Source organism: Actinomadura luzonensis, assembly GCF_022664455.2.
Lineage (GTDB): Bacteria > Actinomycetota > Actinomycetes > Streptosporangiales > Streptosporangiaceae > Nonomuraea > Nonomuraea luzonensis.
Genome location: NZ_JAKRKC020000001.1, coordinates 5,490,656 through 5,516,248, shown reverse-complemented (window position 1 = coordinate 5,516,248; position 25,593 = coordinate 5,490,656). Strand labels below are relative to the sequence as shown.

Genomic DNA, 25,593 nt, shown 5'->3' with positions numbered 1-25,593 from the left:
TCCTAATCGACCCTGATCTATAACCGTTTGTCAGTATTCACAACTATCCCCGTCACGCGCACGTCTACTTAATAGACACACGTGGCACCCTCAATGCCGCGTTGAAGCACTGGGGTCTCCAGAAAGGAACCCACATGTTACAACGCATCCGTGTCGCCGCCTTCGCCGTCATGATCGGCGCCGGGGCCCTGGTAGCCCTCGCGCCGGCCGCAGCGTCGGCGGCCCCGCAGAACACCGTCACCATCGGCCAGGTGTACATCACCCCCAAACCGCCGATCGACGTGACCAGCGGGCCGGTCACCGCCACCTTCACCTTCTTCACGAAGGGCGCGGACACGGCCACGCTCCAGCTCAAGCCGCCGCTCGGGGTCTACAGCTCCGTCGGCGCCTTGACCAAGTCGCCGGGCCATGAGTGGACCAGGTGGACCGGCACCAAGAAGTTCGAGACCTCGCCCACCGGCACGTGGAGCTATCTCGCCACGGCCACGGGCGGCGGCCAGGAGAAGTCGAGCACGGGCACGTTCGAGGTCGTCGTCAAGAAGGCCGCCGACACCTCGTTCGCCTCGTTCGGGGTGCGCCCCGGCGTGGTCGACCGCGGCGACGCCGTCAAGGTGTTCGGCCGCCTGCTCGCCGACGGCAAGGGGTACCCGGGCCAGAGCGTCTCGATCCAGTTCCGCGGTCGGCACTCCGGTGACTTCCGCGAGGTCGCCAAGGTGACCACCGGGGACGGCGGCTGGTTCGGCGCCGGCGTCCGGGTGCGGGAGAGCGGCTCGTTCCGTGCCGTTTTCGCCGGCACCTCCGCCGCCAAGGCCGCGACCAGCGACCTCGCCCGCGTCCTCGTCCGGCACCGCGTCGTGAACAGCACGATCGCCGGCTTCGACGCCCGGCCCGAGCCGGTCGTCAAGGGCGACTCGCTGACCTTCACCGGCGCCCTGCTCGCCGAGGGCCGCGACGGGCTCCCCGGCCAGCGCGTGGCGATCTTCTTCAGGGCCGCGGGCTCCTCGCAGTGGGAGTACGTGACCAGCGCGGTGACCGGCAGGCACGGCCGCTTCGAGGCCGCCGCCACGGCGGTCGCCTCCGGCTGGTGGCGCGCCCAGTACGTGGGCACCCGCGGCGTCAACGGCACCGTCAGCGGCGCCGACTGGGTGACGGTCGACCAGCCCGCGCCCGCCAAGGCGGACACCCGCCTCAGCAAGTTCAACGCCTACCCCGAGCCGATCGCCCGCGGCAAGTACCTCACGTTCAAGGGCAAGCTGCAGATCTCCGACGAGGGGACCTGGGAGGGCTACGCCGGCAAGGTGGCGCTGTACTTCAAGAAGGCCGGATCCGGCAAGTGGGAGTACGTGAAGATGTTCCGGTCGAGCGACAGCGGACGCCTTTACGTCAAGGCCAAGGCCTGGGACTCCGGGTACTGGCGATTCGTGTACCAGGGTGACGGCGACACGTACGGGTCTTACAGCCGTACGGATTATGTCCGCGTGACCCGGTGAAAATGAGCAACGACAAGGCCCGGAGCCCACGCTCCGGGCCTTGCCCATGACGCCGAACAGCTAATTGGGCAACTTGCTCTTCTCCGCCGCTATTCCGCGCGGCGGAACTGGGCGATGCCGACCCCCATCAGCAGGACGCCGAGCGCCGCCACCAGCCCCAGCTCCAGCGGCACCGGCACCTGGAGGTCGAACCACCGCACCCCCGGGTTCAGCAGCGCGTTCACCTGCGGCGGCACGTCGAGGTGGGAGAAGACCGCCTGGCGCATCGGGTCCACCGCGTACGTCATCGGGTTGACCACGGTGAGCACGTGCAGCCACGAGGGCAGGTTGGCCAGCGGGAACATCGCCCCGGACAGGAACATCATCGGCATGATCGCCATCTGCATGAGCCCGAAGAAGGACTGCATGTTCTTCATCCGGGCCGCGAGCATCACGCCGAACGCCGTCACGGTGAAGGCCGCGAGGAACATCTCGGCCAGCAGCGTGACCATGAGCCCCGGCGCGTAGGGCACCCCCACGAGCCCGCCCATCGCCAGGATGATGACGCCCTGCGCGGTGGCCACGAGCGCGCCGCCGAGGCACTTGCCGACCACGATCGCCCCGCGCGAGACGGGCGCGACCAGCATCTCGCGCAGGAAGCCGAACTCGCGGTCCCACACGATGGAGCCGGCCGAGAACATGCCGGTCATGATCACCGTCATGGAGATCATGCCGGGGTACATGAACGTCCGGAAGTCGATGCCCGGGATCGAGCCCCGCACCAGCGACCCGAGCCCCGCGCCCATGACGAACAGCCAGAGCACGGGCTGCACCAGCGACGACACCATGCGGGTGCGGTCGTTGACGAAGCGGAGGATCTCCCGGTGCAGCACGATCTTGACGGCGCGCAGGTCGTGCCCGGCGCTGCGGGCCGGGACGCGGACGCCGATCGCCTCTGTCGCCATCGCTACCTCCTCGCCATCGCGCGCATGAAGGTCATGGTGTCGGCCCCGGCCTCGGCGTCGCGGATGGTGGAGCCGGTGTAGGACATGAACACGTCGTCGAGCGACGGCCGTGACACGCTCACCGCCGTGATCGGCATCCCCAGCTCGGCGAACAGCCGCGGCACGAACTCCTCGCCGGAGGCCACCGCGAACGTCACCGCGCCCTCGCGCACGGCCGCCTCCAGCCCGAACCGCTCCCGCAGCGCCTCGATGGCCGCCGCGTCGTCGCCGGTCTGGATCTGCACGCGGTCCTTGCCGACGCTGGCCTTCAGCGCCTCGGGCGAGTCGATGACCACGATCTCGCCGTGGTCGATGATCGCGATCCGGTCGCAGTACTCGGCCTCGTCCATGTAGTGGGTGGTCATGAAGATGGTGATGTCCTCAAGCCGCCGGAGCCGGTTGATGTAGCCCCAGATGGCCGAGCGGGTCTGCGGGTCGAGCCCGACCGTCGGCTCGTCGAGGAACAGCACGCGCGGCGAGTGCAGCAGGCCGCGGGCGATCTCCAGCCGCCGCTTCATGCCGCCGGAGAAGGTGTTCACCTTGGCGTCCTTGCGGTCCCACAGCGCGACCATCTCCATCACCTGGCGGATGCGGTCGCCGACGACGCTCTTCGGCACCCCGTACAGCTCGGCGTGGAAGCGCAGGTTCTGCTCGGCGCTGAGGTAGCCGTCGAGCGTGGGGTCCTGGAAGACGAGGCCGATGTTCCTGCGGACCTCGTCGCGCTCGCGCACCACGTCGTGCCCGGCGACCGTGGCGCTGCCGCCGGTGGGGTTGACCAGGGTGCAGAGCATGCTGATGGTGGTGGTCTTGCCGGCGCCGTTCGGGCCGAGGAACCCGAACACCTCGCCGGGCAGCACCTCGAAGTCGACGCCCTTGACGGCCTCGACCTTGCCGTACGCCTTGCGCAGGCCCCGTACGGCGACGGCTGCCTCCCCGTCCATCAGTCCTCCGCCAGGATCTGGAACACGGCTCTGCGGGTCTTGCCGATGAGCTTCTTGGCCTCCTCGACCTGCCGGTCGCTCGCGGTGCGCACCAGGTGCGCGAAGGCCTCGTTGAGCTGGGACCACAACACGGCCAGCTCGTGCTGGTCGGCGGGGACGCTCCTCGCCACCTCCTCCCAGGGGGCCTCGTCCGCGTGCCGGGCGGCCTGGGCGCGGGCCCCGTCGCTCAGCCGGTACGTCCGGCTGCCGCCCGTCTCGTCGCCGGCGACCAGGCCCTCGTCCTCCAGCTGCTGGAGCGCGGGGTAGACCGAGCCGGGGCTGGGCCGCCAGACGCCGCCGCTGCGCTCCTCGATGTCCTGGATCATCTGGTAGCCGTTGCGCGGCCCTTCGTGGAGCAGGGCGAGCAGGGCGGCCCGGACGTCGCCGCGCCGCACCCGCGGCGCGGGCCGCCCCCAGTGCACCCCGGGCCCTAAGCCGGGGACCGGGGGGGCCGGCGGGATCGGCGGGATCGGCGGCAGGGGCGGGAGCGGCGCGTGGCCCGGGTGCCCGAGGTGGTGGCCCGGGTGCCCGAGGTGCCCGGGGGGACCCAGATGGCCGGGGGGACCGTGATGGCCGGGGTGGCCGGGCGGGCCGAGGGGCCCCGGCGGGAACGGGGGCGGTACGGGGGGATTGTCATCCCAGAAATCGGGCTCGTCCATGACGACCTCCAACTATCGAGATATCGCGACGATATATCTAGATAGTTGCGACGGACAAGGCCGTTACACGACCCCGCACTTTGTTAGCGCACGTTAACGGCGGCCTGGATCGCGGCCCGCGCCATCACGCGCAGCAGCGGCCGCATGTCGGTGCCCGGCAGCTCGCCCGCGCTGTGCGGGGTCGAGTTCAGCAGCCCGAAGACCGCGTGCGTGGCGGCCCGCAGCCGGGCGGCCGGGCACGCGGGGTGCAGCTCGGCCAGCACGGTCACCCACTCCTCGACGTAGAGCCGCTGCAGCCGCCGGATCTGCCGGCGCTGCGGCTCGGGCACGTTGCCGAGCTCCCGGTCGTGCACGGTGATCAGCGCCGGCTGCTCCAGCGCGAACGTGATCTGCACGTTGAGCAGGGCGTCGAGCGACTGCTCTGGGCCGGGGGAGGAGGTGACGACCGCGACGGCCGACTCGCGCAGCCGCGAGCTGACGTCGAGCAGCATCTCGGCCAGCAGCGCCTCCTTGCCGCTGAAGTGGCGGTAGAGCGCCGGGCCCGAGACGCCCACCGCCGCGCCGAGGTCCTCGATCGACACGCCGTGGAAGCCGCGCGCCGCGAACAGGCGGGCGGCGGCCTCCAGGATCTCCGCGCGCCTGTTGCGCCGGGGGCGGGCAGGGGACGAGGAGGCAGTGGTCACGTCTCACATACTAGACGCTGACGTTAACGTTGACTAACATTCGGGGCATGAGAGGGGACTCATGAGCAGCGCCTGGCCGGTCCTGGGATCGGCCGCCGACCCGTCCGGCGAGGCGTACAAACGCAACGCCGAGCTCAACGAGCGCCTGGCCGCCGACCTGCTCGACCGGCTCGCCGCCGCCGCGCCCGGCGGCCCCGAGCGGTCCCGGCAGCGGCACGTCGAGCGCGGCAAGCTGCTGCCGCGCGACCGCGTCGACGGCCTGCTCGACCCGGGCTCCCGCTTCCTGGAGCTGTCGCCGCTGGCCGCCCACGGCCTCTACGACGACCAGGCCCCGGCCGCCGGCATCATCACCGGCGTCGGCCGGGTCTCGGGCCGGGAGTGCGTGATCGTCGCCAACGACGCCACCGTCAAGGGCGGCACGTACTACCCGATGACCGTCAAGAAGCACCTGCGCGCGCAGGAGGTGGCCCTGCACAACCACCTGCCGTGCGTCTACCTCGTCGACTCCGGCGGCGCCTTCCTGCCCAGGCAGGACGAGGTGTTCCCGGACCGCGACCACTTCGGCCGCATCTTCTACAACCAGGCCACGATGTCCGCCCGCGGCATCCCGCAGATCGCCGCCGTGCTCGGCTCCTGCACGGCCGGCGGCGCGTACGTCCCCGCGATGAGCGACGAGGCGGTCATCGTCCGCGGCCAGGGCACGATCTTCCTGGGCGGCCCGCCGCTGGTGAAGGCGGCCACCGGCGAGGAGGTCACGGCCGAGGAGCTGGGCGGCGGCGACCTGCACGCCCGGGTCAGCGGCGTCACCGACCACCTGGCCGAGGACGACGCGCACGCCCTCGCGATCGTCCGCGACATCGTCGCCACGCTCGCGCCGCGCGCCGAGCGGCCCTGGCCGGTCATCGCGCCCGAGCCGCCCCGCCACGACCCGCGCGAGCTGTACGGCATCGTCCCCGCCGACACCCGGCAGCCGTACGAGGTGCGCGAGGTCATCGCGAGGCTCGTGGACGGCTCCCGCTTCCTCGAGTTCAAGGCCGAGTACGGCCACACCCTCGTCACCGGCTTCGCCCACCTGCACGGCCACCCCGTCGGCATCGTGGCCAACAACGGCATCCTGTTCAGCGAGTCGGCCATGAAGGGCGCCCACTTCATCGAGCTGTGCGACCAGCGCCGCATCCCCCTCGTCTTCCTGCAGAACATCAGCGGCTTCATGGTCGGCAAGGCGTACGAGGCGGGCGGCATCGCCAAGCACGGCGCGAAGATGGTCACCGCCGTCTCCTGCGCGCGGGTGCCGAAGTTCACCGTGGTGATCGGCGGGTCGTTCGGCGCGGGGAACTACGCGATGGCCGGGCGGGCGTACTCGCCGCGTTTCCTGTGGATGTGGCCCAACGCCCGCATCTCGGTCATGGGCGGCGAGCAGGCCGCGAACGTGCTGACCACCGTCGGCGACGCCGACGCCGACGCGATCAGGGCCCAGTACGAGCACCAGGGCAACCCGTACTACTCCACGGCCAGGCTGTGGGACGACGGCGTGATCGACCCGCTCGACACCCGCACCGTCCTCGGCCTGGCGCTGTCCGCGGCGGCCAACGCCCCGCTCGAACCCGCCGGGTACGGCGTCTTCCGGATGTGATCATGCTCTTCGACCGTGTCCTCATCGCCAACAGGGGCGAGATCGCCGTGCGCGTCGCCCGTACGCTGCGCCGGCTCGGCATCACGGCGGTGGCCGTGCACACGCCGTCCGAGGCGGGCGCCCGGCACGTGCGCGAGGCCGACGCCGCCGTGGAGGTGCCGAGCTACCTCGACGCCGACGCGATCGTGGGGGCGGCGCTCGCGTCCGGGGCGCAGGCCGTGCACCCCGGCTACGGGTTCCTGGCCGAGAACGCCGCCTTCGCGCGGGCCTGCGCCGCCGCCGGGACGGCGTTCGTCGGGCCGCCGCCCGAGGCCATCGACGCCATGGGCGACAAGATCCGGGCCAAGGCCACGGTCTCGGCCGCCGGGGTGCCGGTGGTGCCCGGCGGGGCCGAGCCCGACGACGTCCTGACGGAGTGGCGCGACTTCCCAGCGCTGATCAAGCCGTCCGCGGGCGGCGGCGGCAAGGGCATGGTGGTGGTGCGCTCGGCCGCCGAGCTGCCCGACGCGCTGGAGTCGGCCCGGCGCACCGCGCGGGCCGCGTTCGGCGACGGCACGCTGCTCATCGAGCGGTACGTGGACAGCCCCCGCCACATCGAGATCCAGGTCCTGGCCGACGCCCTCGGCGGCGTCGTGCACCTGGGCGAGCGCGAGTGCAGCCTCCAGCGCAGGCACCAGAAGATCATCGAGGAGGCGCCGTCGCCGTTCGTCACCCCCGAGCTGCGCGCCCGCATGGGCGCGGCGGCGGTCGAGGCCGCCCGCTCGGTCGGGTACGTCGGCGCCGGCACGGTCGAGTTCATCGTGGACGGCGCCACCGGCGCCTACCACTTCATGGAGATGAACACCCGCCTCCAGGTCGAGCACCCCGTCACCGAGCTGGTGACCGGCCTCGACCTGGTGGAGCTGCAGCTCAGGGTCGCGGCGGGCGAGCCGCTGCCGTTCGGCCAGGACGACGTGCGCCTGGACGGGCACGCCGTCGAGGCCCGCGTCTACGCCGAGGACCCGGCGCGCGGCTTCCTGCCGACCGGCGGGCGCGTCCTGCTGCTGCGCGAGCCCGCCTCCCCGGCGGACGCCGTCGTGCGGGTGGACTCGGGGGTGGCCGAGGGCGGGGTCGTCGGCAGCGAGTTCGACCCCATGCTCGCCAAGGTGGTGGCCTGGGCGCCGGAGCGCAAGGAGGCGCTGCGCGTCCTCGACCGGGCGCTCGCCGGCACCGCCGTGCTCGGCGTGGTCACCAACGTGCCGTTCCTGCGCGCCCTGGCCTGCCATCCGGCCGTGCGCGCGGGCGAGCTGGACACCGGCCTGGTCGAGCGGGCGCTGCCCGAGCTGGTGCCCGCCGCCGGGGCGCCCGCCGAGGTCGCCGCCGCGGCCGGGCTCGCCTTCCACGCGCTGCCGCAGGGCGACGACCCGTGGGAGGTCACCGACGGCTGGCGGGTCGGCGAGCGCGCCTGGACGACCTGGCGGCTGGAGTCCAGGGACGGCGGGCACGCGGTCCGCGTCCGCGGCCTGCCCGCCGAGGCCGCCGAGGTGCTGCTGGACGGCCGCGCGGTGCCCGCCCGCATCCGCCAGGAGGGCGGCGGCCTGGCCGTCACGCTCGGCGATCGCACCACGCGCTACCTGTGCGCCCGCGACGGCGACACGCTCTGGCTCGGCCGCGACGGGCGGGCCTGGTCGTTCACCCGCCACCTCATCGGCGACCCCGGCGACCGGCCTGGCGCCGCCGCGGCCGGCGACGGTGTGGTCCGCAGCCCCATGCCGGGCACCGTCCTGGTCGTCAAGGCGCAGCCGGGCGACCGGGTGAGCGCCGGGCAGCCGCTGGTCATCGTCGAGGCCATGAAGATGGAGCACACGGTCACCGCCCCCTGCGCCGGCGTGCTCGCCGAGCTGCCGGTCCAGCCCGGCCAGCCGGTCGACATGGACGCCGTCCTGGCCGTCGTGACCCCCGAGGAGGCGTGATGCCGTACCCGATGGAAGGTCTCCCGCAGCGCGTCACCGTGTACGAGGTCGGGCCGCGCGACGGGCTGCAGAACGAGCAGGCGGTCGTGCCGGTCGAGGTCAAGGCCGAGTTCATCGACCGGCTCGTGGACGCCGGGCACAAGGTCGTCGAGGCCACCAGCTTCGTCCACCCCAAGTGGGTGCCCCAGCTCGCCGACGGGGACGAGCTGCTGACCCGGCTGCGCCGCAGGCCCGGCGTCCGCTACCCGGTGCTGGTGCCCAACGAGCGCGGCCTCGACCGGGCCCTCGAACGCGGCGTCGAGGAGATCGCCGTCTTCGCCAGCGCCACCGAGACCTTCGCCGCCAAGAACCTCAACCGCGGCCTGGAGAGCCAGTTCGAGATGTTCGAGCCGGTCGTGGCCAGGGCGCTCGACCACGGGGTGCGGGTGCGGGCGTACGTGTCGATGTGCTTCGGCGACCCCTGGGAGGGGCCGACCCCGATCGCGCAGGTCGTGCGGGTGGGGGAGCGGCTGCTCGGGCTCGGCTGCCACGAGCTGTCGCTGGGCGACACGATCGGCGTCGGCACGCCCGGCCACGTCACCGAGCTGATCCGGGCCTTCCGCTCGCCGGAGCGGCTGGCCGTGCACTTCCACGACACCTACGGCCAGGCGCTCGGCAACACGCTGGCCGCGCTCAGGGCGGGCGTCACCACCGTCGACGCCTCCACCGGCGGCATCGGCGGCTGCCCGTACGCCCGGTCGGCGACCGGCAACCTCGCCACCGAGGACCTCGTCTGGATGCTGCGGGGGCTCGGCATCGAGACCGGCCTCGACCTGGACAAGCTCGTGGCCACCAGCATCTGGCTGGCCGGTCTGCTCGGCCGGCCCAGCCCGTCCCGCGTCGTACAGGCGCTCGCGAAAGGCTGACCATGCTCAACGACGAGTACGAAGAACTGCGCAAGACGGTTGAGGCGTTCGCCCGCGACGTGGTCGCCCCCGTGATCGGCGGCTACTACGAGCGCGAGGAGTTCCCGTACGACATCGTGCGGCAGATGGGCGCGATGGGGCTGTTCGGCCTGCCCTTCCCCGAGGAGTACGGCGGCATGGGCGGCGACTACTTCGCCCTCTGCCTGGCCCTGGAGGAGCTCGCCCGGGTCGACTCCAGCGTGTCGATCACTCTGGAGGCGGCGGTGTCGCTGGGCGCGATGCCCATCTACCGCTTCGGCACCGCCGAGCAGCGCGCCCGCTGGCTGCCCGCGCTCGCCAGGGGCGAGCAGCTGGGCGCCTTCGGCCTCACCGAGCCCGGCGGCGGCACCGACGTGCCCGGCGGCATGCGCACCACCGCCGTGCTCGACGGCGGCGAATGGGTGGTCAACGGGACGAAGGCGTTCATCACCAACTCCGGCACCGACCTCACCAGCGTCGTCGGCGTGGCCGCGCTCACCGGCGAGCGGGAGATCTCCACGATCCTCGTCCCGGCCGGCACGCCCGGCTTCACCGTGTCGAAGAAGTACTCCAAGGTCGGCTGGAACGCCTCCGACACCCGCGAGCTGGCCTTCGCCGACTGCCGGGTGCCCGCCGAGAACCTGCTCGGCGAGCGCGGCCGCGGCTACGCCCAGTTCCTCCAGACCCTCGACGAGGGCCGCATCGCGATCGCCGCCGTCAGCGTCGGCCTCGCGCAGGGCTGCGTGGACGAGTGCGTCAAGTACGTCAGGGACCGGCGCGCCTTCGGCAACCCCATCGGCCACTACCAGGCCATCCAGTTCAAGGTCGCCGACATGGAGGCCCGCGCCCACACTGCGCGTCTGGCCTACTACCACGCGGCCGAGCGCATGCTGGCCGGGGCGCCGTTCAAGAAGGAGGCCGCCATCGCCAAGCTGGTCGCCTCCAACGCGGCCATGGACAACGCCCGCGACGCCACCCAGGTGTTCGGCGGGTACGGCTTCATGAACGAGTACCCCGTCGGCCGCTTCTACCGCGACGCGAAGATCCTGGAGATCGGCGAGGGCACCAGCGAGGTCCAGCGCATGCTCATCGCCCGCCAGCTCGGGCTGGCGGACCTGTGACGTGCGAGGACTTCGCTGATTGCGCGGGCCGGGCGGGAACATCTACTGTCATGGGTCATGACGGCTGACGATCTTCTCATCAGGAGGGCCGAGAAGGCGGACGCGGACGAGGTGTTCGCCCTCGCCCGCGACTTCGGGCTGACGTTCCGGCCCGAGCGCGAGGCGTTCGACGCCGCCCTCCCCGAGCTGCTGGCGAACGAGGACGCCCTGCTGCTCGCGGCCGTCGGCGAGGGGCGGGTGCGGGGTTACCTGCTCGGGTTCGTGCACCTGACGCTGTTCGCGAACGGGCCGGTCGCCTGGGTGGAGGAGGCCATGGTGCAGCCGGGCTCGCGGCGGCAGGGCATCGGGCGGGCGCTGCTGGAGGAGTTCGAGCGGTGGGCCCGCTCGCGCGAGGCCCGCTACGTCGCCATGGCCACGCGGCGGGCGCCGGAGTTCTACCACGCCCTCGGCTACGAGGCGTCGGCCACGTTCTTCCGCAAGGTCCTGCGCTGAGGGCGATCGGGCGGCACTTCTGTCGGAGCCGGATGGCATCCTTGCCTACGTGAGTGTCCATGCCGTCAGCCCGCTGTTCGTCGGGCGCGCCCGCGAGCTCGCCGTCCTCGGCGACGCCCTGGCCAGGGCGCGCGCCGGGGTGTCGTCCACCGTCCTCGTGGGCGGTGAGGCCGGCGTCGGCAAGACGCGTCTGCTGGTCGAGTTCACCGACCGCGCCGACGACGCCCTGGTGCTCGTCGGCGGCTGCCTGGAGCTGGGCACCGACGGCCTGCCGTTCGCGCCGTTCACCGCCGTGCTGCGCGGCCTGGTGCGGCGGCTCGGCCACGACGGCGTCGCCGCGCTGGTGCCCGGCGGCGCGACGGGCGCGCTGGCGCGGCTGCTGCCCGAGTTCGGCGAGCCGGGCAAGGACGGCCCCGAGGCCCGGGCCCGCCTGTTCGAGCTGGTGCTCGGCCTGCTGGAGCGGCTGGCCGACGACCGCCCGGTCGTGCTCGTCATCGAGGACGCCCACTGGGCCGACCGCTCCACCCGCGACCTGCTGTCCTTCCTCGTCCGCTACCAGCGCACCGCCGGCCGGCTGCTGCTCGTCGTCACCTACCGCACCGACGAGCTGCACCGCACCCACCCGCTGCGGCCCATGCTGGCCGAGCTGAGCCGGGTCGAGTGGGTGAGCAGGGCCGAGCTGCGCAGGCTCACCCGGCGCGAGGCCGTGGCGCAGGCGGCCAGCATCCTGGAGCGGCAGCTCCCGGCCGCCGACATGGACCTCGTCTACGCCCGCAGCGAGGGAAACCCGCTGTTCGTCGAGGCGCTGCTCAGCGAGGGCGGGGGCGGGGGCGGCGGCGACCTGCCCGAGTCGCTGCGCGACCTGCTGCTGGCCCGCGTCGAGCGGCTGCCGGAGGAGACCCAGGAGCTGCTGCGGGTGGCCAGCGCGGGCGGCCAGCGCATCGAGCACGACCTGCTGTCGGCCGTGGCCGGGCTCGACGAGAACGCCCTGTCCCGGGCGCTGCGCCCGGCCGTCGCGGGCAACGTCCTCGTGGTCGACGGCGAGGGCTACAGCTTCCGGCACGCGCTCATCCGCGAGGCGCTGCACGACGACCTGCTGCCCGGCGAGCACACCCGCCTGCACACCCGCTACGCCGAGGCGCTGGAGCGCGACCTGTCGATCCTGCCCGCCCCGCGCGGCGCGATCGAGCTGGCCCACCACTGGCACGCCGCCCACGACGCCACCTGGGCGCTGGTCAGCGCCTGGCACGCGGCCGCCGCGGCCCGCACCTCCACCGCCTACGACGAGCAGCTCCGCATGCTCTCCCGCGTCCTGGAGCTGTGGGACCAGGTGCCCGACGCCGCCGCGCGCATCGGCCGCGACCGGTTCGACGTGCTCCGCCACACCGCCGTCGTCGCCCACCTGGCCGGCGAGTACGAACGCGGCATCGCCATGGCCGGGGCCGCGCTGGCCGAGCTCGACCCCGCGACCGACCCGATCCGCACCGCCGCCATCCTGCGCCAGCGCGGCCTGACCCGCTACGACCTGGGCCGCGAGGGAAATCTCGACGACCTGCGCCGCGCCGCCACGCTGGTGCCCGCCGAGCCGCCCACCCGGCTGCGCGGGCAGGTGCTGGAGAGCCTGTCGCGGATGCTCTACCGGCCGGAGGACCTCACCGAGAAGATCGCCACGGCCGAGGTGGCCCGCGACATCGGCCGCGTGGTCGGCGACCCCAACGTCGAGGCGCACAGCCTCATCACCGCCACCTGGGCGCGTTTCCGCTACACCGAGGTCGAGGCCCAGCTCGAGGCGTTCGCCGAGGCGCGCCGCATCGCCGCCGACGGCGAGGCGTACAACGCGCTCATGCGCTGCGCGATCTCCGAGTCCGACGCGCTGGAGGGCGCCGGCTGGCACGAGCGGGCCGCCCGGGTCGCCCGCGAGGGCATCGAGGAGTCCGCCCACTACGGCCTGGCCCGCACCTCCGGCACCTTCCTCGCGATCAACCTCGCCGAGCCGCTGGTCTCGCTCGGCCGGTGGGACGAGGCGCTGCAGGTCGTCGAGCACGCCTTCGACCTCGCGCCGCCGCCGCCCTACCGGGCCAGCCTGCAGGGGTTCGTCACCGACATCGCGCTCGCGCGCGGCCAGCTCGACCGGGCCGAGCAGCTGCTCAACGCCTCGCGCAGCGTGCTGTCGCGGGGCACGTACCGGGACCAGACGCTGCTGCCGCACCTGCGGCGGGAGGTGTCGATCCTGGCGGCGCGCGGCGCGGACGGCGAGGCGGTCGAGGCGGTGGCGCGGGCCCTGGAGGAGCGCGACCTGGTGTCCAGCCCGCGCTACGTGTGGCAGCTCCTGGTGAGCTTCGCCCGCCTGCTGACCGGCATCGCGAGCGCCGGCGGGCCGGCGTCCGAGGCGATCAGGGCGCGGGCGGCGGCGTTGCTGCCCAGGCTGCGTGAGCCGGCCCGCAAGCTCGGCACCGAGGGCGACCTGCAGGAGGCGCAGCGGCTCACGTTCGAGGCGCTGCTCGGCCCCGAGACGCCGGCCGCCCACGCCGCCGCCGCCGACGCCGACGCCGCGGAACAGGTCGGCTGGCGGGTGGAGGCGTGGGAGCGCGCGGTGCGCGCCTGGGTGGCGCTCGGGCAGCCGTACGCGGAGGCGAGGAGCCTGCTGCCGTCGGCGCAGGCGCTGCTGGCGGCGGGCGACCGGCAGGAGGCGGCGGCGCGGCTCGAACGGGCGCGCGAGCTGGCCGCCCGGCTCGGCGCCGCGCCGCTGCTGGAGCAGCTCGACACGGTCCGGCGCCGCGCCCGCATCGGCGGCGGCGGTGGCGGTGGCGGGGCCGTCGCGGAGGAGCCCGCGGGGGAGGGGCAGCCGCTCGGGCTGACGGCGCGCGAGCTGGAGGTGCTGCGCGAGGTCACCGAGGGGCACAGCAACCGCGAGATCGCCGAGAAGCTGGTCATCTCGGTGAAGACGGTGAGCGTGCACGTCTCCAACATCCTGGCCAAGCTCGGCGTCGCCAGCCGCGGCGAGGCCGCCGCCACCGCCCACCGCCTCCACCTGTTCGACGACCTGCCCTGACTCGATCGTCCGCCTTTCGCAAGGGGCGCCGCAGCCCGGGAGCCGCCCGGTCCGCCTTCGGCTGGGCGGTCAGAGCGTCTTGCGGACGCGGGACGTCGTGGCGGAGAGCGGCGTGCCGTCCTGGGCGAGGGGGCGCAGCTCGGGCAGCTCCCGCCCCTGGCCGTCCACCAGCACCGAGTGCGGCTCGCCCGGGGCGAAGGCGTGGCGCTCGCCCCACTGGCGGAGGGCGACGACGGCGGTGAAGAGGTCCTGCCCGGCCTCGGTGAGCCGGTAGACGTGCCGCCGTCCGTCGCCGTCGGCGGCGCTCCTGCTGAGGACGCCGTGCTCGACGAGCCGCCGCAGCCGGTCGGTGAGGATGTTGCGGGCGATCCCCAGCCGCCGGTGGAACTCGGTGAAGGTGGCCGCCCCGTCCATGGCGTCCCGGACGATCAGCAGGCTCCACCGGTCGCCGACCAGGTCGACGGCGCGCGCGACCGGGCAGGCCGGATCGGTCCAGGCGCCTCCGGCCGCGAGTGTGACGTCCACCGGCTCCTCCGTACCCGTGCGATGAGTTGCAATCTGAAACCAGTATGCCCTACCGTCCGAAGAGTTGCATTTCGAAACCTATCGGGGGGTCGCATGGCGTCAGGACTGACCGGAAGGCGGCGGGCCCTGCTCGCGCTGGTGTGCGCGGCGGCGGTGTCGGCCGTGTACGGCATCCAGCCCGTCCTCCAGGCCGCGGGCGAGGACCTGGGGCTGGGACAGGGCGCGCTGGGGTGGCTGGTCGCCGCCGGGCAGATCGGCTACCTCGCCGGGCTGCTGCTGCTGGTCCCGCTCGGCGACGTGCTCGGCCGCCGCCGGCTCATCACGGCCCACCTGCTGCTGACGGCGACCGGCGCGGCGACGGCCGCCGCCGCGCCCGGCGCGGCCGTCGCGATCGCGGGGCTGGCCCTGGCCGGGCTGTTCGCCGTGGTCGTCCAGATCACGGTGGCCTACGTCGCGGCCGTCTCCCCGGACGGGGAACGCGGCCGCAACATCGGCGCGGTCACCTCCGGCGTGGTCGCCGGGATCCTCGGGGCACGGCTGCTCGCCGGCGCGCTCGGCGAGCTGACCGGCTGGCGGGCGGTCTACGCCGGCATCGCGGCGCTCTGCGCGGCGCTCGCGCTCGCCGTCCGGCTCACCCTCCCGGCCGACGCGCGACGGCCCCGGGCCCGGTACGGGCAGGTGCTGTCCTCGCTGGGCCGGCTGGCGGTGAGCGACCGGCTGCTGCTCGGCAGGGGAGCGGTGGCGTTCTTCCTGTTCGCCTCGTTCGGCACCTTGTGGAGCGGGCTGGCCCTGCCGCTCGGCGCCGCGCCCTGGCACCTCGGCCCGGCCGGGATCGGCGCGTTCGGGCTCGCCGGGCTCACCGGGGCGCTGGGCGCGGCCCGGGCCGGACGCTGGGCCGACCGGGGGCTCGCGTCCCCGGTCACCCTGTGGTCGCTGGCCCTGCTCACGGGCTCGTGGCTGCTCATCGCGCAGGCGGGGTGGTCGCTCTGGCCGCTGGTCGCGGGCGTCATCGTCCTGGACTTCGCCGTGCAGGCCGTCCACGTGAGCAACCAGCACCTGCTCACCGCCGCCCGCCCCGGCGGCGTCATCGGCGTCTACATGGCCTTCTACTCCCTCGGCTCCGCGCTCGGCGCGATCACCACCACCTGGGCCTCCAGCGCGCTGGGCTGGCCCGCCGCGAGCGCCCTCGGCGCGGCCTACGCCGCCCTCGCGCTCCTCACCGCCCTCGCGACCCGGCGCGACACCGCCGGGCCCGAGACCGTCCTGCCGGGGGCCCGCGCGCCGGAAGCCGCACAGGCCGCGCCGCCCTGCCGGTGAGGCGCGGCCGGGGAGCGGGTGGTCAGCTCGGGCTGGGCATGCCCGCGCAGCCCTTGCCGATGCGGCCCGTCTCGAAGTACCGCGCCACGTCGGCGGCGCATCCGGCCACCCGGGTGGCCGACACGTGCACGTCGTCGGCGACCGTGTAGACGGTGCCGCCGACGGCATGCCACGACCGCAGCACCCCCTCGTAGGGGGACATGAACTCGTACAGATGCCCGGCCAGCACCAGTGACCCGCCGCTCCGCCTCAGCGTGGTCCGCTGCACCGGCAGCGGCCAGCCGGAGCACAGGACCGGCAGCGGCGCGGCCCGGCCGGTCACCGGATAACGCCTGAGGATCTGCTGGTACGTGCTCCAGGCGGAGTCGAAGCCGGCCCGGCTGCTGTCCTCGTTGCAGACGGTGGCGAGGTTCATGGTCCCGTTCGAGAGCTCCGGCATGCCGGGGACGGGCGTCCGCGTCATCGGGGCGCCGATCAGCTCCTTGACGGTGGGCGGGGCGGTGGCGCCCGTCGCCGTGCGCAGCTCGGCCAGCGCCTTGCCCGCGCGGGCCCAGTCCACCGAGGCGCGCGCGGCCAGGTCGGCGACGACCGAGCCGTCCACGGGACGCTGCAGGTCGGAGTAGGTCCTGGGGCTCCGGTCGTAGGCACGGATCAGCTTCGCCACCTGCTCGCGCACCTCGCGCGCGGTGGCGCCCAGCCCGTAGGTCCCGTCGTGGCCGGCGAGCCAGGCGGCCATGCGGCCGAAGTTGCGCTCGGTCGCCTCGGTGTATCCCTCGGCGTGCTGCTCGACGTTCAGTACCGGCGGCGCCACGCTGTCGAGGAAGGCGCGGCCGGTCCTGCCGGGGTACCGGCTGCGGTACGCCATGCCCAGGTAGGTGCCCCAGGAGAAGCCGAGCAGGTTGAACCTGCTCTCGCCCAGCGCGGCCCGCACCAGGTCCAGGTCCCTGGCCACGTTCTCGGTGGTGAGCTGCCCGATGAAGGCGGGGTCGGAGCCCGCGCACTCCTGGTTGGCGGCGACCTGGGCGTCGTACAGCGTCCTGGCCGTCTCCTTCGTCAGCGGGCCGGGCTCCGCCGGGCCTCCCATGGGCAGGACACAGGCGACCTTCGTGCTGTAGCCGACCCCGCGCGGGTCGAAGCCGATGAGGTCGTAGCGCTCGTTGAGCCCCGCCATCCGCTCGTTGCTGGGCACCACCCGCAGGACCGCGTCCAGGTACCCGCTGCCGCCCGGCCCGCCCGGCAGGATGGAGATGGCCCCGAGGCGGCGGGCCCGGTCCGTGGCCGCCAGCCGCGTCACCGCGATGTCGATCCGCCGCCCGGCGGGGTCGCCGTGATTCAGCGGGACGCTGACCGTCCCGCACTCCAGGCGCTTCATCAGGCCGCGGAAGGCCGCCAGTTTCGCCTCCGTCGTCGCGCCCAGGGCCCGGGCCACCTCGTCCGAATAGGACGGGCAGGGCTTCCACTGCACGGACGGCGCGACCGTGCTCGTGCTCGTGCTCGTGCTCGTGCTCGGGCTGGGGCTCGGGCTCGGGCTCGGGTTCACGGCGGCGGCGGCGACGGCGGGATGCGCCACCAGCCCGGCCAGTGCCAGGGCGAGCGCCGGCACCGTGGTTCGGTACGTCATGGGGGCCAGTCCTACGGCAGCGGGTGTTTCCTCGGCGTTTCCGCCGCCTCTCCCGCGGGCCGGGCGGTATCACGCGCTCGGCAGCGGGTGTGCCGTCCGCCTGCCCGCCAGCAGGAGCGCGGCGACGGACAGCGTGACGCCGGCCGCGATGACCGGCACGAGAGCCGGCAGGCCGGCCCCTTCGGCGACCAGGCCGAACAGGGGCGGGCCGAGCAGGGAGCCCAGGCTGCCCGCCTGCGCGACCACGCCGTTGCCGACGTCGGCGTGGTCGAGGCGCTCCAGCAGCAGCGGCAGGGCGGCGAAGACGAGGGCGCCGAGGAACCCGTTCATGACCGAGATGACGCCCGCGCCGGCCAGCACGGCCGGCCCCGGCCCGTGACCGCCGAACATGAGCCAGGCCGCCGGCAGGATGAGCAGCCCGGCCGGCGCGAGGACGCCGATCGGCGTGCCGCGGCGCAGCAGCATCCCCAGGGCCACCCCGCCGAGCGCGCTGAGCAGCGAGATCACCGAGGTGGCCGCGCCCGCCGACGCCGCCGAGTGGCCGTGCCGCTCGACCAGGATCGTCGGCAGCAGGACGATCACCGGAATGGTCATGAGCGCCGTCAGGCAGAACCCCGCGGCGAGCACGCCCGGCCAGACCAGCGCCCGGGCCCGGGGAACGGCCCCCGCCTCCGGCCGCCGGGCGGCCTCGCGCGGCAGCCGGGCCCGTACCACCACCGCCGTCCCGAGCGTGAGCGCGGCGAGCACGCCGATCCAGCCGCGCCACCCGGCGGCGCCGCCGATCACGCCACCGGCGAGCGTGCTCGCGCCCAGCCCCACCGCGACGAACGTGGCCCAGATCGACAGGGCGGTGCCGCGGTCCCGGTCGCGCGCCAGGCGTACGATCAGCGCCGGGCAGGCGATGGTGACCAGCAGGTAGCCGACGCCCTCGACGCCCCGGGCGACCAGCAGCCAGGCGTAGCCGCCCGCCGCCGCGCCCGCGCCGCTCGCCGCCGCCACCAGCACGAGCCCGGCGACCAGGGAGCGGTCGGTGCCGTACCGGCGGACCAGGTAGCCGGCCGGCAGACCGGCGACGGCCCCGACGCCGACCACCGTGGAGATCACCCAGCCGAGCTGCGCCAGCGACAGCCCCAGCTCGGCCGTCACCGCCGGCCCCACCGGGGCGAACTTGCCGAGGCTCATGGCCGCGACGACGCCGCCGAGGTAGACGAGGGTGATCGTGCCCCAGGGGGTGCGCTGCTCGGCCGGGGCGGGACGGGGGGTCATGGAACTCCTTCGCGTGCGTGCGTGGTGGGGGGAGGGCGGGAGTTCGCGCATCGCCGCGTGGCGGGCCGGTCGGCGGGGCCGGTCAGCGGGGTGGCGGTGCGGGGTCGGTGAGGAAGCGGGCGGCCGGGCCGGGGGCGCGGTAGACGGCGTCGGACGGCAGGTGGGTGTGCCCGGCGGCGCATTCGAGCGTGACCCTGACCGGCTCCTCGCAGGCGTCCTGCTCGTCGTCGGGCCGGTGGCGGACGACGACCGAGGGCCCTTCCGGGTCCGCGAGGTACTTGTCGCCCCATTCGAGCAGCGCGATCAGCGTGGGCCGCAGGTCGAGCCCCTGCCTGGTCAGCCGGTACTCGAAGCGCCGCCGGTCGCCCGGGTCCTGGTACGGGACGCGCCGCAGCACTCCCGCGGCCACGAGGGTGTCGAGCCGGGTCGCGAGGAGGTTGCTGGCGATGCCGAGGCGCGTACGGAACTCCTGGAAGCGGCGCGCCCCGTCCAGCGCCTCGCGCACGATCAGCAGCGACCAGCGCTCGCCCACCACCGCCAGGGCACGGGCCACCGAACAGTTCGCCGGGTCGATGCGCTGCGTCTGCACGAGGCGATCATAACCCCCTGGGTTGACATCTGCTCCTCAGCCTCCGTACGGTCGTCGCGCTAAGTTGCTGAATTAAATCCAGGAGGACGGTCATGCCCATGCTCGACGTGTACATCCCCGACGGCGCGCTCGGCCGCGAGGCGGAAGCGGCGCTGGTGAACCGGCTCACCGAGATCCTGATCCGCCACGAGGGGTTCGACCCGGCCGACCCGGTGACACGGTCCGTCTCCTGGGTGTTCCTGCACCGGCCGGCCGCGGTGTACGTCGGCGGGGCGCCGGCGGACGCCCCGCGCTACAAGGTCGTCCCCTCCGTCCCCGAGGGGCAGCTCGACGAGGAGGCGCGGGCCGCCGTGGTCGCCGAGGTCACCGAGGCGATCCTGGACGCCGAGGACGGCGCCTGGCCGCGGGACGCGGGCCGGGTGTGGGTGTTCCCGACCGAGATCCCCGAGGGGCGCTGGGGCGGGCAGGGGCGGATCACGCCGCTGGCGTCGATCCTGACGCGGCTCACCGGCAGCGACGGCGGGCGGGCGCGGGCGCTCGCGGCGCAGCGCATCGCCGCCGCCCGGGCCGAGCGGGCCCGCCTCCCGTACGGGTGAGCCGAGCGGGCCCGCCTCCCGCGCTCCCGTACGGGGTGAGGCGCGGCCGGGGTCAGGCGGTGAGCTGGGCCTCCAGGCGGTAGCCGTCCACCGTCACGTACACCTGGTCGCCCGGCCGGGCGTTCAGCCGCATGAGGACCGGCTGGAGGGAGTCGAAGACCGGCTGGTGACCCTGCCACACCAGGACGATGGCGTTGTCGCCGGGCCCCGTGACCGACAGCAGGGTGCCGGGGCGCATGCCGAGCTGGGCCGCGTACCCCTCCGGCACCGGCACCGGGCCGCCGCGCAGGTGCTCCGGCGTGACCTCGATGCGCTGCCAGCGGCGCGGGTCGGAGGACGGGCTCGGCAGCGGCGGGGGCGGCGTGGCCGGCGAACCCGCCACCAGGCCGTTCGGCAGCATGTTCGACCGGCCGCCGGACAGCGCCGACAACGTCGCGAGCGCCGCCGACGGGTCGATCGAGCTGGCCGTCGCGGCCGGGATCGGCTGGCCGCCGCGGTGGTGGTGGCCGTTCGCGCCGGGGGTGCGGCGGGGCAGGGGCTGGGACGAGGACGGCGCCGAGGCCATCGGGTCGGCGGACTCCGGCGGCAGGGCCTCCAGCCACGCCTTCGCGGAGTGGGCGCGGATGCCCAGCTCGGCCATCAGCTCCACCAGGTCGGCGTCCGGCGGGGCGGCGGCCAGGAGCTGCCGCGTACGGGCCTGCAGGCCGTGGATGTCGCCCACCACGAGCCAGCCGTCCTGGAGGCGGCGGTCGGGCATGAGCGTGACCAGCACCCGCCACAGCGGGGTGCGCAGCGACGGAACCATCACCGGGTGCGCCGGGTCGGCGCCGATCAGCTGCTCCTCGGTGGCCGCCGCGCCCAGCCACTCCGTCAGCCGGAACATGTGCCCGGTCACCGGCGCGGACTCCGACGAACGCAGCCAGGTCAGGACCCGCTCCTCGGCCGTGCGCTGAGCGTGGGAAAGGGCCTCGCGCTCGACCAGCAGCTTGTGGGCGAGCGTGCGCAGGCTGACCGGGTCCTCGGCGAACAGCCGGTGCACGGCGACGGCCAGCTCCAGCTTGTCGAGGCCGCGGAACAGGTTGTCGACGACGCGGACCATCGCGTGGTCGGCGTCGAACGGCACCGGGGAGGACTTGGCGGCTTTGGCAGGGTCCGCGCCGGGGACCGCCGGGAAGGAGCCGGTGCTCGGGCCGCCGGGGGAGGCGGGGCTCGGGGCGCCGTTCGCCGTGCCGTTGGGGGTGGTGCCGTTCGGCAGGGGGCCGTTCGAGAAGGCGGGGAAGGAGCCGGTGCTCTCGCGACCGGGCTGCCGGGCCGCTCCCGGACGCTGCGGCAGGCGGTCGGGCTGGCCCGCCGGCTGGGCGGGCTGGCCCGGGGACGGGCGCTGCGGGAGGGCGTCGCCCGCGAAGCCCTGGCGCGGGGAGCCGTTCTGGGGCTGGGCGGGGAACGAGCCGCTCTGGGCCGGGAACGAACCGCTCTGCGCGGGGAACGAGCCGGTGCCGCGGTCGCCGGGACGGCCGGGGAGGGCGCCCGGCTGCGCGCCGAACGGACCGGACTGACTGGACTGGCCGGGCTGACCGGACGACGTACCCCCGCCGCCCTGGCCGGGCTGGGCCGTGTTCTGGCCGGGCTGACCAAAGTTCGGGCCGGGGGCCGTGGCGCCGGGAGGCGTGGTGCCGGGGGTCGTGGTGCCGGAAGGGGTGGCGCCGGGCGCTGTGGTGCCGGGCGTCGTGAGGCCGGGAGGCGTGGTGCCGGGCTGTGCGGCTCCGGGTTGCTGGGCGCCCGGTTGTGCGGCTCCGGGTTGCTGGGCGCCCGGTTGTGCGGCGCCCGGTTGTGCGCTGCCCGGTTGTGCCGTGCCCTGGCCGGGGCGCGGGTTGCCCTGAGCGGCGAACGGCCCGCTCTGCCCGGGCAGCGGCCCCGTCTGGCCGGGCAGCGGCCCGCTCTGGCCGGGCAGCGGCCCGCTCTGGCCGGCGGCCGGGAGCGGGGCGTTCGGGGTGGCGGGGAAGGGGGAACCGGGCGTGGCGGGCTGGGCGGCGAACGGGCCGCTCTGCCCGACGGCGGGGAAGGCTCCGGTGCTCCTGGGGTCCTCGGCGAGACCCCCGGCGCCGGCCCCCGCGCCCGCGGCGGTGCCGCGCTGCAGCGGGCGGGTGACCTCGGGCCGGTCGGCCGCGGCCGGCGCGGCCGGGATGCGGGCGATGACCTCGCGCAGGACCGCCGTGACCACCACCTCGGGCGTCGCCGACGGGGTGCCGAGGTCGCTGGGGGACAGGCGGCGCAGCCGCTGCCAGCCGCCGAGCCCGATCACCGCCGTACGGGTGGCCTCGGACCAGCCGGGCAGCGCGGGATCGACGGTGTGGACGCTCAGCGCGGGCAGCAGGTCGGCCAGCGGCAGGTGGTCCCAGCGGGAGGCGGCCAGCCGGGCGAGCCGTTCACAGATCCAGTCGAGCCCCGCCGTGCCGAGCGCCTTGGACAGCGGAAGGGAGGACCACCATCCCGCGGGCAGCCGGGAATCGCCCAGCGCCTCCGCCACCTGCTGTGGTCGGCTCCAGCGCAGAGCAGGGACCAGGTCGCTCAGGCAGATCGATGACTCGACTTCCATCGGCGGACCTTATCCTCCCCAGTGTGCCGCGTGTGCTGCCCGTTGCGCATGTGGCTAATGGTGCAGCCTACGCGGCAAGCTATCAATCAGTGTGAATAGGGTAAAGACGGTTCAGATCCAAACCGTACCGTGGACGACCCCCCACCTGGGCCACACATGCGGCACCTGCACGACAACCTTCCTCCAGAGCGGCTCTTTCCCCGCATCCCCGCAAGGCGGCCGTGAGAAACCCGGCGGCGAAGGCGTCCCCAGCTCCGGTCGTGTCCACGACGTCGGCCGGCACGCCGGGCACGCGCGCGACCAGGGCCCCGTCCACCGCCGCGAGCGCGCCGCCGGCGCCGAGTTTCACGACCGCTGTGCCGTATCTCTCACTCAGCGCCTCGGCGGCCCGCTCCGGCGTGGGCGCGCCGGACAGGAGCAGCGCCTCGTCGAGGTTGGGGATGACGAGGCCGGCCCCGGCGGTCTCGGCCATGAAACGTTCGACGCCGAAGTCGCGCAGCGGCCCGGTGGAGGCCGGGTCGAGGCTGACCGCGACCCCGGCCGCCGCCGCGTCCGCCATCGCGGCCCTGGCCAGGCGCAGGCCCGGCGGGGCGAAGAAGACGTACCCGGACAGGTGCAGCCGCGCGACCCCGTCCAGCAGGGCGGGGTCCCAGTCGCGTTCGGAGATCCGGCTGCCCGCGCCCCGGTTGGTGAGCATGGAGCGCTCGCCGCTGTGGTCCACCATCGCGATCACGACGGCGGTGGGATGGTCGGGGTCCACCGTCACCTGCGGCCGGACGCCGGTCCTGGTCAGCTCGGCGATGTGCCAGTCGCTGCTGTCGTAGCCCAGCCGGGCCAGCAGCCGGACGTCGGCGCCCAGGTGGGCGGCCCAGGCGGCGGTGTTCGCGCCCGAGCCGCCGGGCCGCAGCACGATGTCGGCGGCGGTGTCCGTGCCCGGCTGGACGGGTGCGGCGTGCCGCGCGACCACGTCGGTGACGGCGTCCCCGACGACCAGGAGGCCGCGGTCGGTCACGCGCGGGCCCAGCTCAGGGCGATCTGCGAGGCGAGGGCGACGTTGCCGCGCACGGCCGCGAGGTTGGCCTCCAGCGAGGCGCCGGCGGTGCCGTCCACGAGGTAGCCGAGCAGGAACGGGGTGATCGCCTGGCCCTTGACGCCCTCGCGCTCGGCGGCGGCCAGCGCCTCGGCCAGCACGCGGTCGTGCAGCGCGGGGTCGAGCTGCTGGTCCACCGGGACGGGGTTGGCGACGATCAGGGCGGTCTCCTGGCCGCCGAGCGCGTCCTGGCCGCGCATGACGGCCGCCGCCTCCTCCGGCGTCTCGATCCGCCAGTCGATGGGCTGCCCGGAGCTGTTGAGGTAGAAGCCGGGGAAGGTGGCGGTGCGGTAGCCGACCACGCTCACGCCGCGCGTCTCCAGGCGCTGCAGCGTCGCGGGCACGTCGAGGATCGACTTGACGCCCGCGCAGACGACGGTGATGCGGGTCCGGGCGAGCGTGTCGAGGTCGGCGGACTCGTCCTGGTCCTCGGTCCAGCCCCGGTGCACGCCGCCCAGCCCGCCGGTGGCGAAGATCCGCACGCCGGCGCGCGCGGCGAGGAACGACGTGGCCGACACCGTGGTCGCGCCGCTCGCCTTGAGCGCGGCGGCCACGGGCAGGTCGCGCTGGCCCAGCTTGCGCAGCCCGGACTCGGTGGCGATGCGCTCCAGCTCCACCTCGCTCAGGCCGATGCGGGGCACGCCGTCCAGCACGGCGATCGTGGCCGGCACGGCCCCCGCCGCGCGGACGATGCCCTCCAGCTCGCGCGCGACCTCCAGGTTGCGCGGCTGCGGCAGCCCGTGGGAGATGATCGTGGACTCCAGCGCCACCACCGGGGCGCCGGCGGCCAGGGCCTCGGCTACCTCGTCGGACGGCTGGAGGACGGTGTCGGCGGTGCTGCGCATGGTGGGTCTCGTGCTCCTCGCGTGATCCTGGACCCCGGTACGGGGGGAATGGCGAACTTTACGACATATGTCGCTGATACTGCAGGTTACGGCCATTCCGGGAGCCTGTCGTCCAGCCAGGACGATCATACGAACAGCATCGCCCCGGCGAGCGAGATCCCCGCGACGAGCGTGCTGGCGAACCCGCCGAGCAGCAGCACCCGGCCGCCCCTCGCCAGCTTCCGCACGTCGATCCCGGTGCCGAGGCCGAACAGGGCGGCGGCCGTCAGCACCCCCGTCACCTGCGGCACCACGGCGGTCACCGGCCCCGGCACCCAGCCCGTGCCGCGCAGCGCGGCCAGCCCGAGGAACGCGGCCACGAACAGCGGCAGGACCGCCGGCCGCCCGGCGGCCACGTCGCCCGCGCCCGCCGGGGACGCCCGGCGCCGGGCCCAGGCGGTCAGCGCGACCATGGGGGCCAGCAGGATCACGCGGGCCAGCTTGACCGTCACGGCGGCCGCCAGCACGCCCGTGGCCGCGCCGATCGCGGCGACCTGGGCGACCTCGTGCACGGCGGCCCCCGTCCAGACGGCCAGCCGGGCGGGCGGCAGGCGCACGGACGGCCGCCAGCGCGGGCAGCGCCACGATCGCGGCGGTGCCGTACAGGACGACGACGCCGAGCGCGTTGGCCGCGTCGTCGTCATCGCCGCCGGGGACGCCGTCGCGCATCGCGGCGATCGCCGACGCGCCGCAGATCGACACGCCCGCCGCCACGAGCAGCGAGGTGCCGGGCGACAGCCCGAGCGCCCGCCCCACGCGCGGCGTCACCAGGAACGTCACCGTCGTCGCCACCGCCACGACGGCCAGCGTCGGCAGGCCGAGCGCGAGCACGTCCGGCACGGCGATCTGCAGGCCGAGCAGGGCGATCGCCACCCGCAGCACGCGGCGCGACACGAACGCCAGCCCCGGCCGCAGGCGGGCCGGGATCCCGGCCAGGTTCGCCAGCGCCGCCCCGCACACCACCGCGACCACGGCCGGGCTGAGCGCGGGGACGAACCGGTTGACCACCAGGGCCGGCACCAAGGCCACGGCGGTGACCGCCACCCCCGGCGCCAGGGCTTGCGCCGGAGCGGTGGCGGTGCCGCGCGAACTGAGCATGATCCCAGTCTTCGCGGCGGTCCGGGCGGCCGGTAGCCGGTCG

At 74.5% G+C, this 25,593-nt stretch carries 20 protein-coding genes and 2 pseudogenes; 9 read left to right on the top strand and 13 right to left on the bottom strand.

Translation table 11 applies throughout. The features are described 5' to 3' along the window. Window positions 1–134 precede the first annotated feature (134 nt). Entirely contained in the window at window positions 135–1,490 is a 1,356-nt protein-coding gene (locus MF672_RS26195; RefSeq protein ID WP_242382290.1) for a hypothetical protein, read from the top strand. A gap of 89 nt (window positions 1,491–1,579) precedes the next feature. On the opposite strand, the gene MF672_RS26190 is transcribed toward MF672_RS26195, so the two are convergent. From MF672_RS26190 to MF672_RS26175, 4 genes are all read right to left on the bottom strand, one after another. After that, window positions 1,580–2,434 (bottom strand): ABC transporter permease, encoded by an 855-nt coding sequence (locus MF672_RS26190; RefSeq protein ID WP_242382289.1) that lies wholly within the window; start codon window positions 2,432–2,434, stop codon window positions 1,580–1,582. 2 nt (window positions 2,435–2,436) lie between these two features. Then, window positions 2,437–3,414 (bottom strand): ATP-binding cassette domain-containing protein, encoded by a 978-nt coding sequence (locus MF672_RS26185; RefSeq protein WP_242382288.1) that lies wholly within the window; start codon window positions 3,412–3,414, stop codon window positions 2,437–2,439. Further along, window positions 3,414–3,875 (bottom strand): PadR family transcriptional regulator, encoded by a 462-nt coding sequence (locus MF672_RS26180; protein WP_242382287.1) that lies wholly within the window; start codon window positions 3,873–3,875, stop codon window positions 3,414–3,416. The genes MF672_RS26185 and MF672_RS26180 overlap by 1 nt, the downstream gene beginning before the upstream one ends. A gap of 320 nt (window positions 3,876–4,195) precedes the next feature. Continuing rightward, a complete protein-coding gene (locus tag MF672_RS26175) occupies window positions 4,196–4,795 on the bottom strand; it encodes an SACE_7040 family transcriptional regulator (protein ID WP_242382286.1) in 600 nt (199 codons plus the stop codon). Window positions 4,796–4,856: 61 nt separating this feature from the next. Between MF672_RS26175 and MF672_RS26170 the strand changes: the two genes are divergently transcribed. From MF672_RS26170 to MF672_RS26145, 6 genes are read left to right on the top strand one after another with little or no spacing between them, the layout of a single operon-like run. Continuing rightward, window positions 4,857–6,428, top strand: a complete 1,572-nt coding sequence (locus MF672_RS26170) for a carboxyl transferase domain-containing protein (RefSeq protein WP_242382285.1) — start codon at window positions 4,857–4,859, stop codon at window positions 6,426–6,428. A gap of 2 nt (window positions 6,429–6,430) precedes the next feature. Then, entirely contained in the window at window positions 6,431–8,380 is a 1,950-nt protein-coding gene (locus tag MF672_RS26165; RefSeq protein ID WP_242382284.1) for an acetyl/propionyl/methylcrotonyl-CoA carboxylase subunit alpha, read from the top strand. Further along, window positions 8,380–9,285 (top strand): hydroxymethylglutaryl-CoA lyase, encoded by a 906-nt coding sequence (locus MF672_RS26160; RefSeq protein WP_242382283.1) that lies wholly within the window; start codon window positions 8,380–8,382, stop codon window positions 9,283–9,285. The genes MF672_RS26165 and MF672_RS26160 overlap by 1 nt, the downstream gene beginning before the upstream one ends. Window positions 9,286–9,287: 2 nt before the next feature. Then, entirely contained in the window at window positions 9,288–10,424 is a 1,137-nt protein-coding gene (locus tag MF672_RS26155; protein WP_242382282.1) for an acyl-CoA dehydrogenase family protein, read from the top strand. 57 nt (window positions 10,425–10,481) lie between these two features. After that, on the top strand, window positions 10,482–10,916 hold the full coding sequence (locus MF672_RS26150) for a GNAT family N-acetyltransferase (RefSeq protein WP_242382281.1): 435 nt from the start codon (window positions 10,482–10,484) through the stop codon (window positions 10,914–10,916). A gap of 49 nt (window positions 10,917–10,965) precedes the next feature. Continuing rightward, a complete protein-coding gene (locus MF672_RS26145) occupies window positions 10,966–13,968 on the top strand; it encodes a helix-turn-helix transcriptional regulator (protein ID WP_247815436.1) in 3,003 nt (1,000 codons plus the stop codon). 69 nt (window positions 13,969–14,037) lie between these two features. Here the strand turns inward: MF672_RS26145 and MF672_RS26140 are convergent, their stop codons facing one another. Then, complete coding sequence (locus MF672_RS26140) at window positions 14,038–14,493, bottom strand: winged helix-turn-helix transcriptional regulator (protein WP_242380334.1); 456 nt, start codon at window positions 14,491–14,493, stop codon at window positions 14,038–14,040. A gap of 93 nt (window positions 14,494–14,586) precedes the next feature. Between MF672_RS26140 and MF672_RS26135 the strand changes: the two genes are divergently transcribed. Beyond that, on the top strand, window positions 14,587–15,810 hold the full coding sequence (locus MF672_RS26135; protein ID WP_242380336.1) for an MFS transporter: 1,224 nt from the start codon (window positions 14,587–14,589) through the stop codon (window positions 15,808–15,810). Between the two features lie 22 nt (window positions 15,811–15,832). Here MF672_RS26135 and MF672_RS26130 read toward each other — a convergent pair whose 3' ends face one another. The 3 genes from MF672_RS26130 to MF672_RS26120 all read right to left on the bottom strand — a co-directional run bounded on the left by MF672_RS26130 (window position 15,833) and on the right by MF672_RS26120 (window position 19,286). Continuing rightward, window positions 15,833–17,431: an alpha/beta fold hydrolase gene (locus tag MF672_RS26130; protein ID WP_242380338.1), complete on the bottom strand. Its 1,599-nt coding sequence runs from the start codon at window positions 17,429–17,431 to the stop codon at window positions 15,833–15,835. A gap of 69 nt (window positions 17,432–17,500) precedes the next feature. After that, window positions 17,501–18,697, bottom strand: a complete 1,197-nt coding sequence (locus MF672_RS26125) for an MFS transporter (RefSeq protein WP_242380339.1) — start codon at window positions 18,695–18,697, stop codon at window positions 17,501–17,503. Window positions 18,698–18,779: 82 nt separating this feature from the next. Beyond that, window positions 18,780–19,286, bottom strand: a complete 507-nt coding sequence (locus tag MF672_RS26120) for a winged helix-turn-helix transcriptional regulator (protein ID WP_242380342.1) — start codon at window positions 19,284–19,286, stop codon at window positions 18,780–18,782. Window positions 19,287–19,378: 92 nt separating this feature from the next. Between MF672_RS26120 and MF672_RS26115 the strand changes: the two genes are divergently transcribed. Beyond that, window positions 19,379–19,882: a hypothetical protein gene (locus MF672_RS26115; protein WP_242380344.1), complete on the top strand. Its 504-nt coding sequence runs from the start codon at window positions 19,379–19,381 to the stop codon at window positions 19,880–19,882. A 52-nt stretch (window positions 19,883–19,934) separates the two neighbouring features. Here the strand turns inward: MF672_RS26115 and MF672_RS26110 are convergent, their stop codons facing one another. The 5 genes and pseudogenes from MF672_RS26110 to MF672_RS52220 form a co-directional block, all read right to left on the bottom strand. Further along, entirely contained in the window at window positions 19,935–22,478 is a 2,544-nt protein-coding gene (locus MF672_RS26110; RefSeq protein WP_242380346.1) for a hypothetical protein, read from the bottom strand. Between the two features lie 82 nt (window positions 22,479–22,560). Next, on the bottom strand, window positions 22,561–23,490 hold the full coding sequence (locus MF672_RS26105; RefSeq protein WP_242380348.1) for a carbohydrate kinase family protein: 930 nt from the start codon (window positions 23,488–23,490) through the stop codon (window positions 22,561–22,563). Next, window positions 23,487–24,362 (bottom strand): annotated as a pseudogene (locus MF672_RS26100) (pseudouridine-5'-phosphate glycosidase); the annotation flags it as partial. The gene MF672_RS26105 and the pseudogene MF672_RS26100, both read right to left, overlap by 4 nt. 176 nt (window positions 24,363–24,538) lie before the next feature. Beyond that, on the bottom strand, window positions 24,539–25,009 hold the full coding sequence (locus MF672_RS51135) for a putative sulfate exporter family transporter (protein ID WP_254723821.1): 471 nt from the start codon (window positions 25,007–25,009) through the stop codon (window positions 24,539–24,541). A gap of 58 nt (window positions 25,010–25,067) precedes the next feature. Beyond that, window positions 25,068–25,550: pseudogene (locus MF672_RS52220) on the bottom strand (putative sulfate exporter family transporter); the annotation flags it as partial. Window positions 25,551–25,593 lie beyond the last annotated feature (43 nt).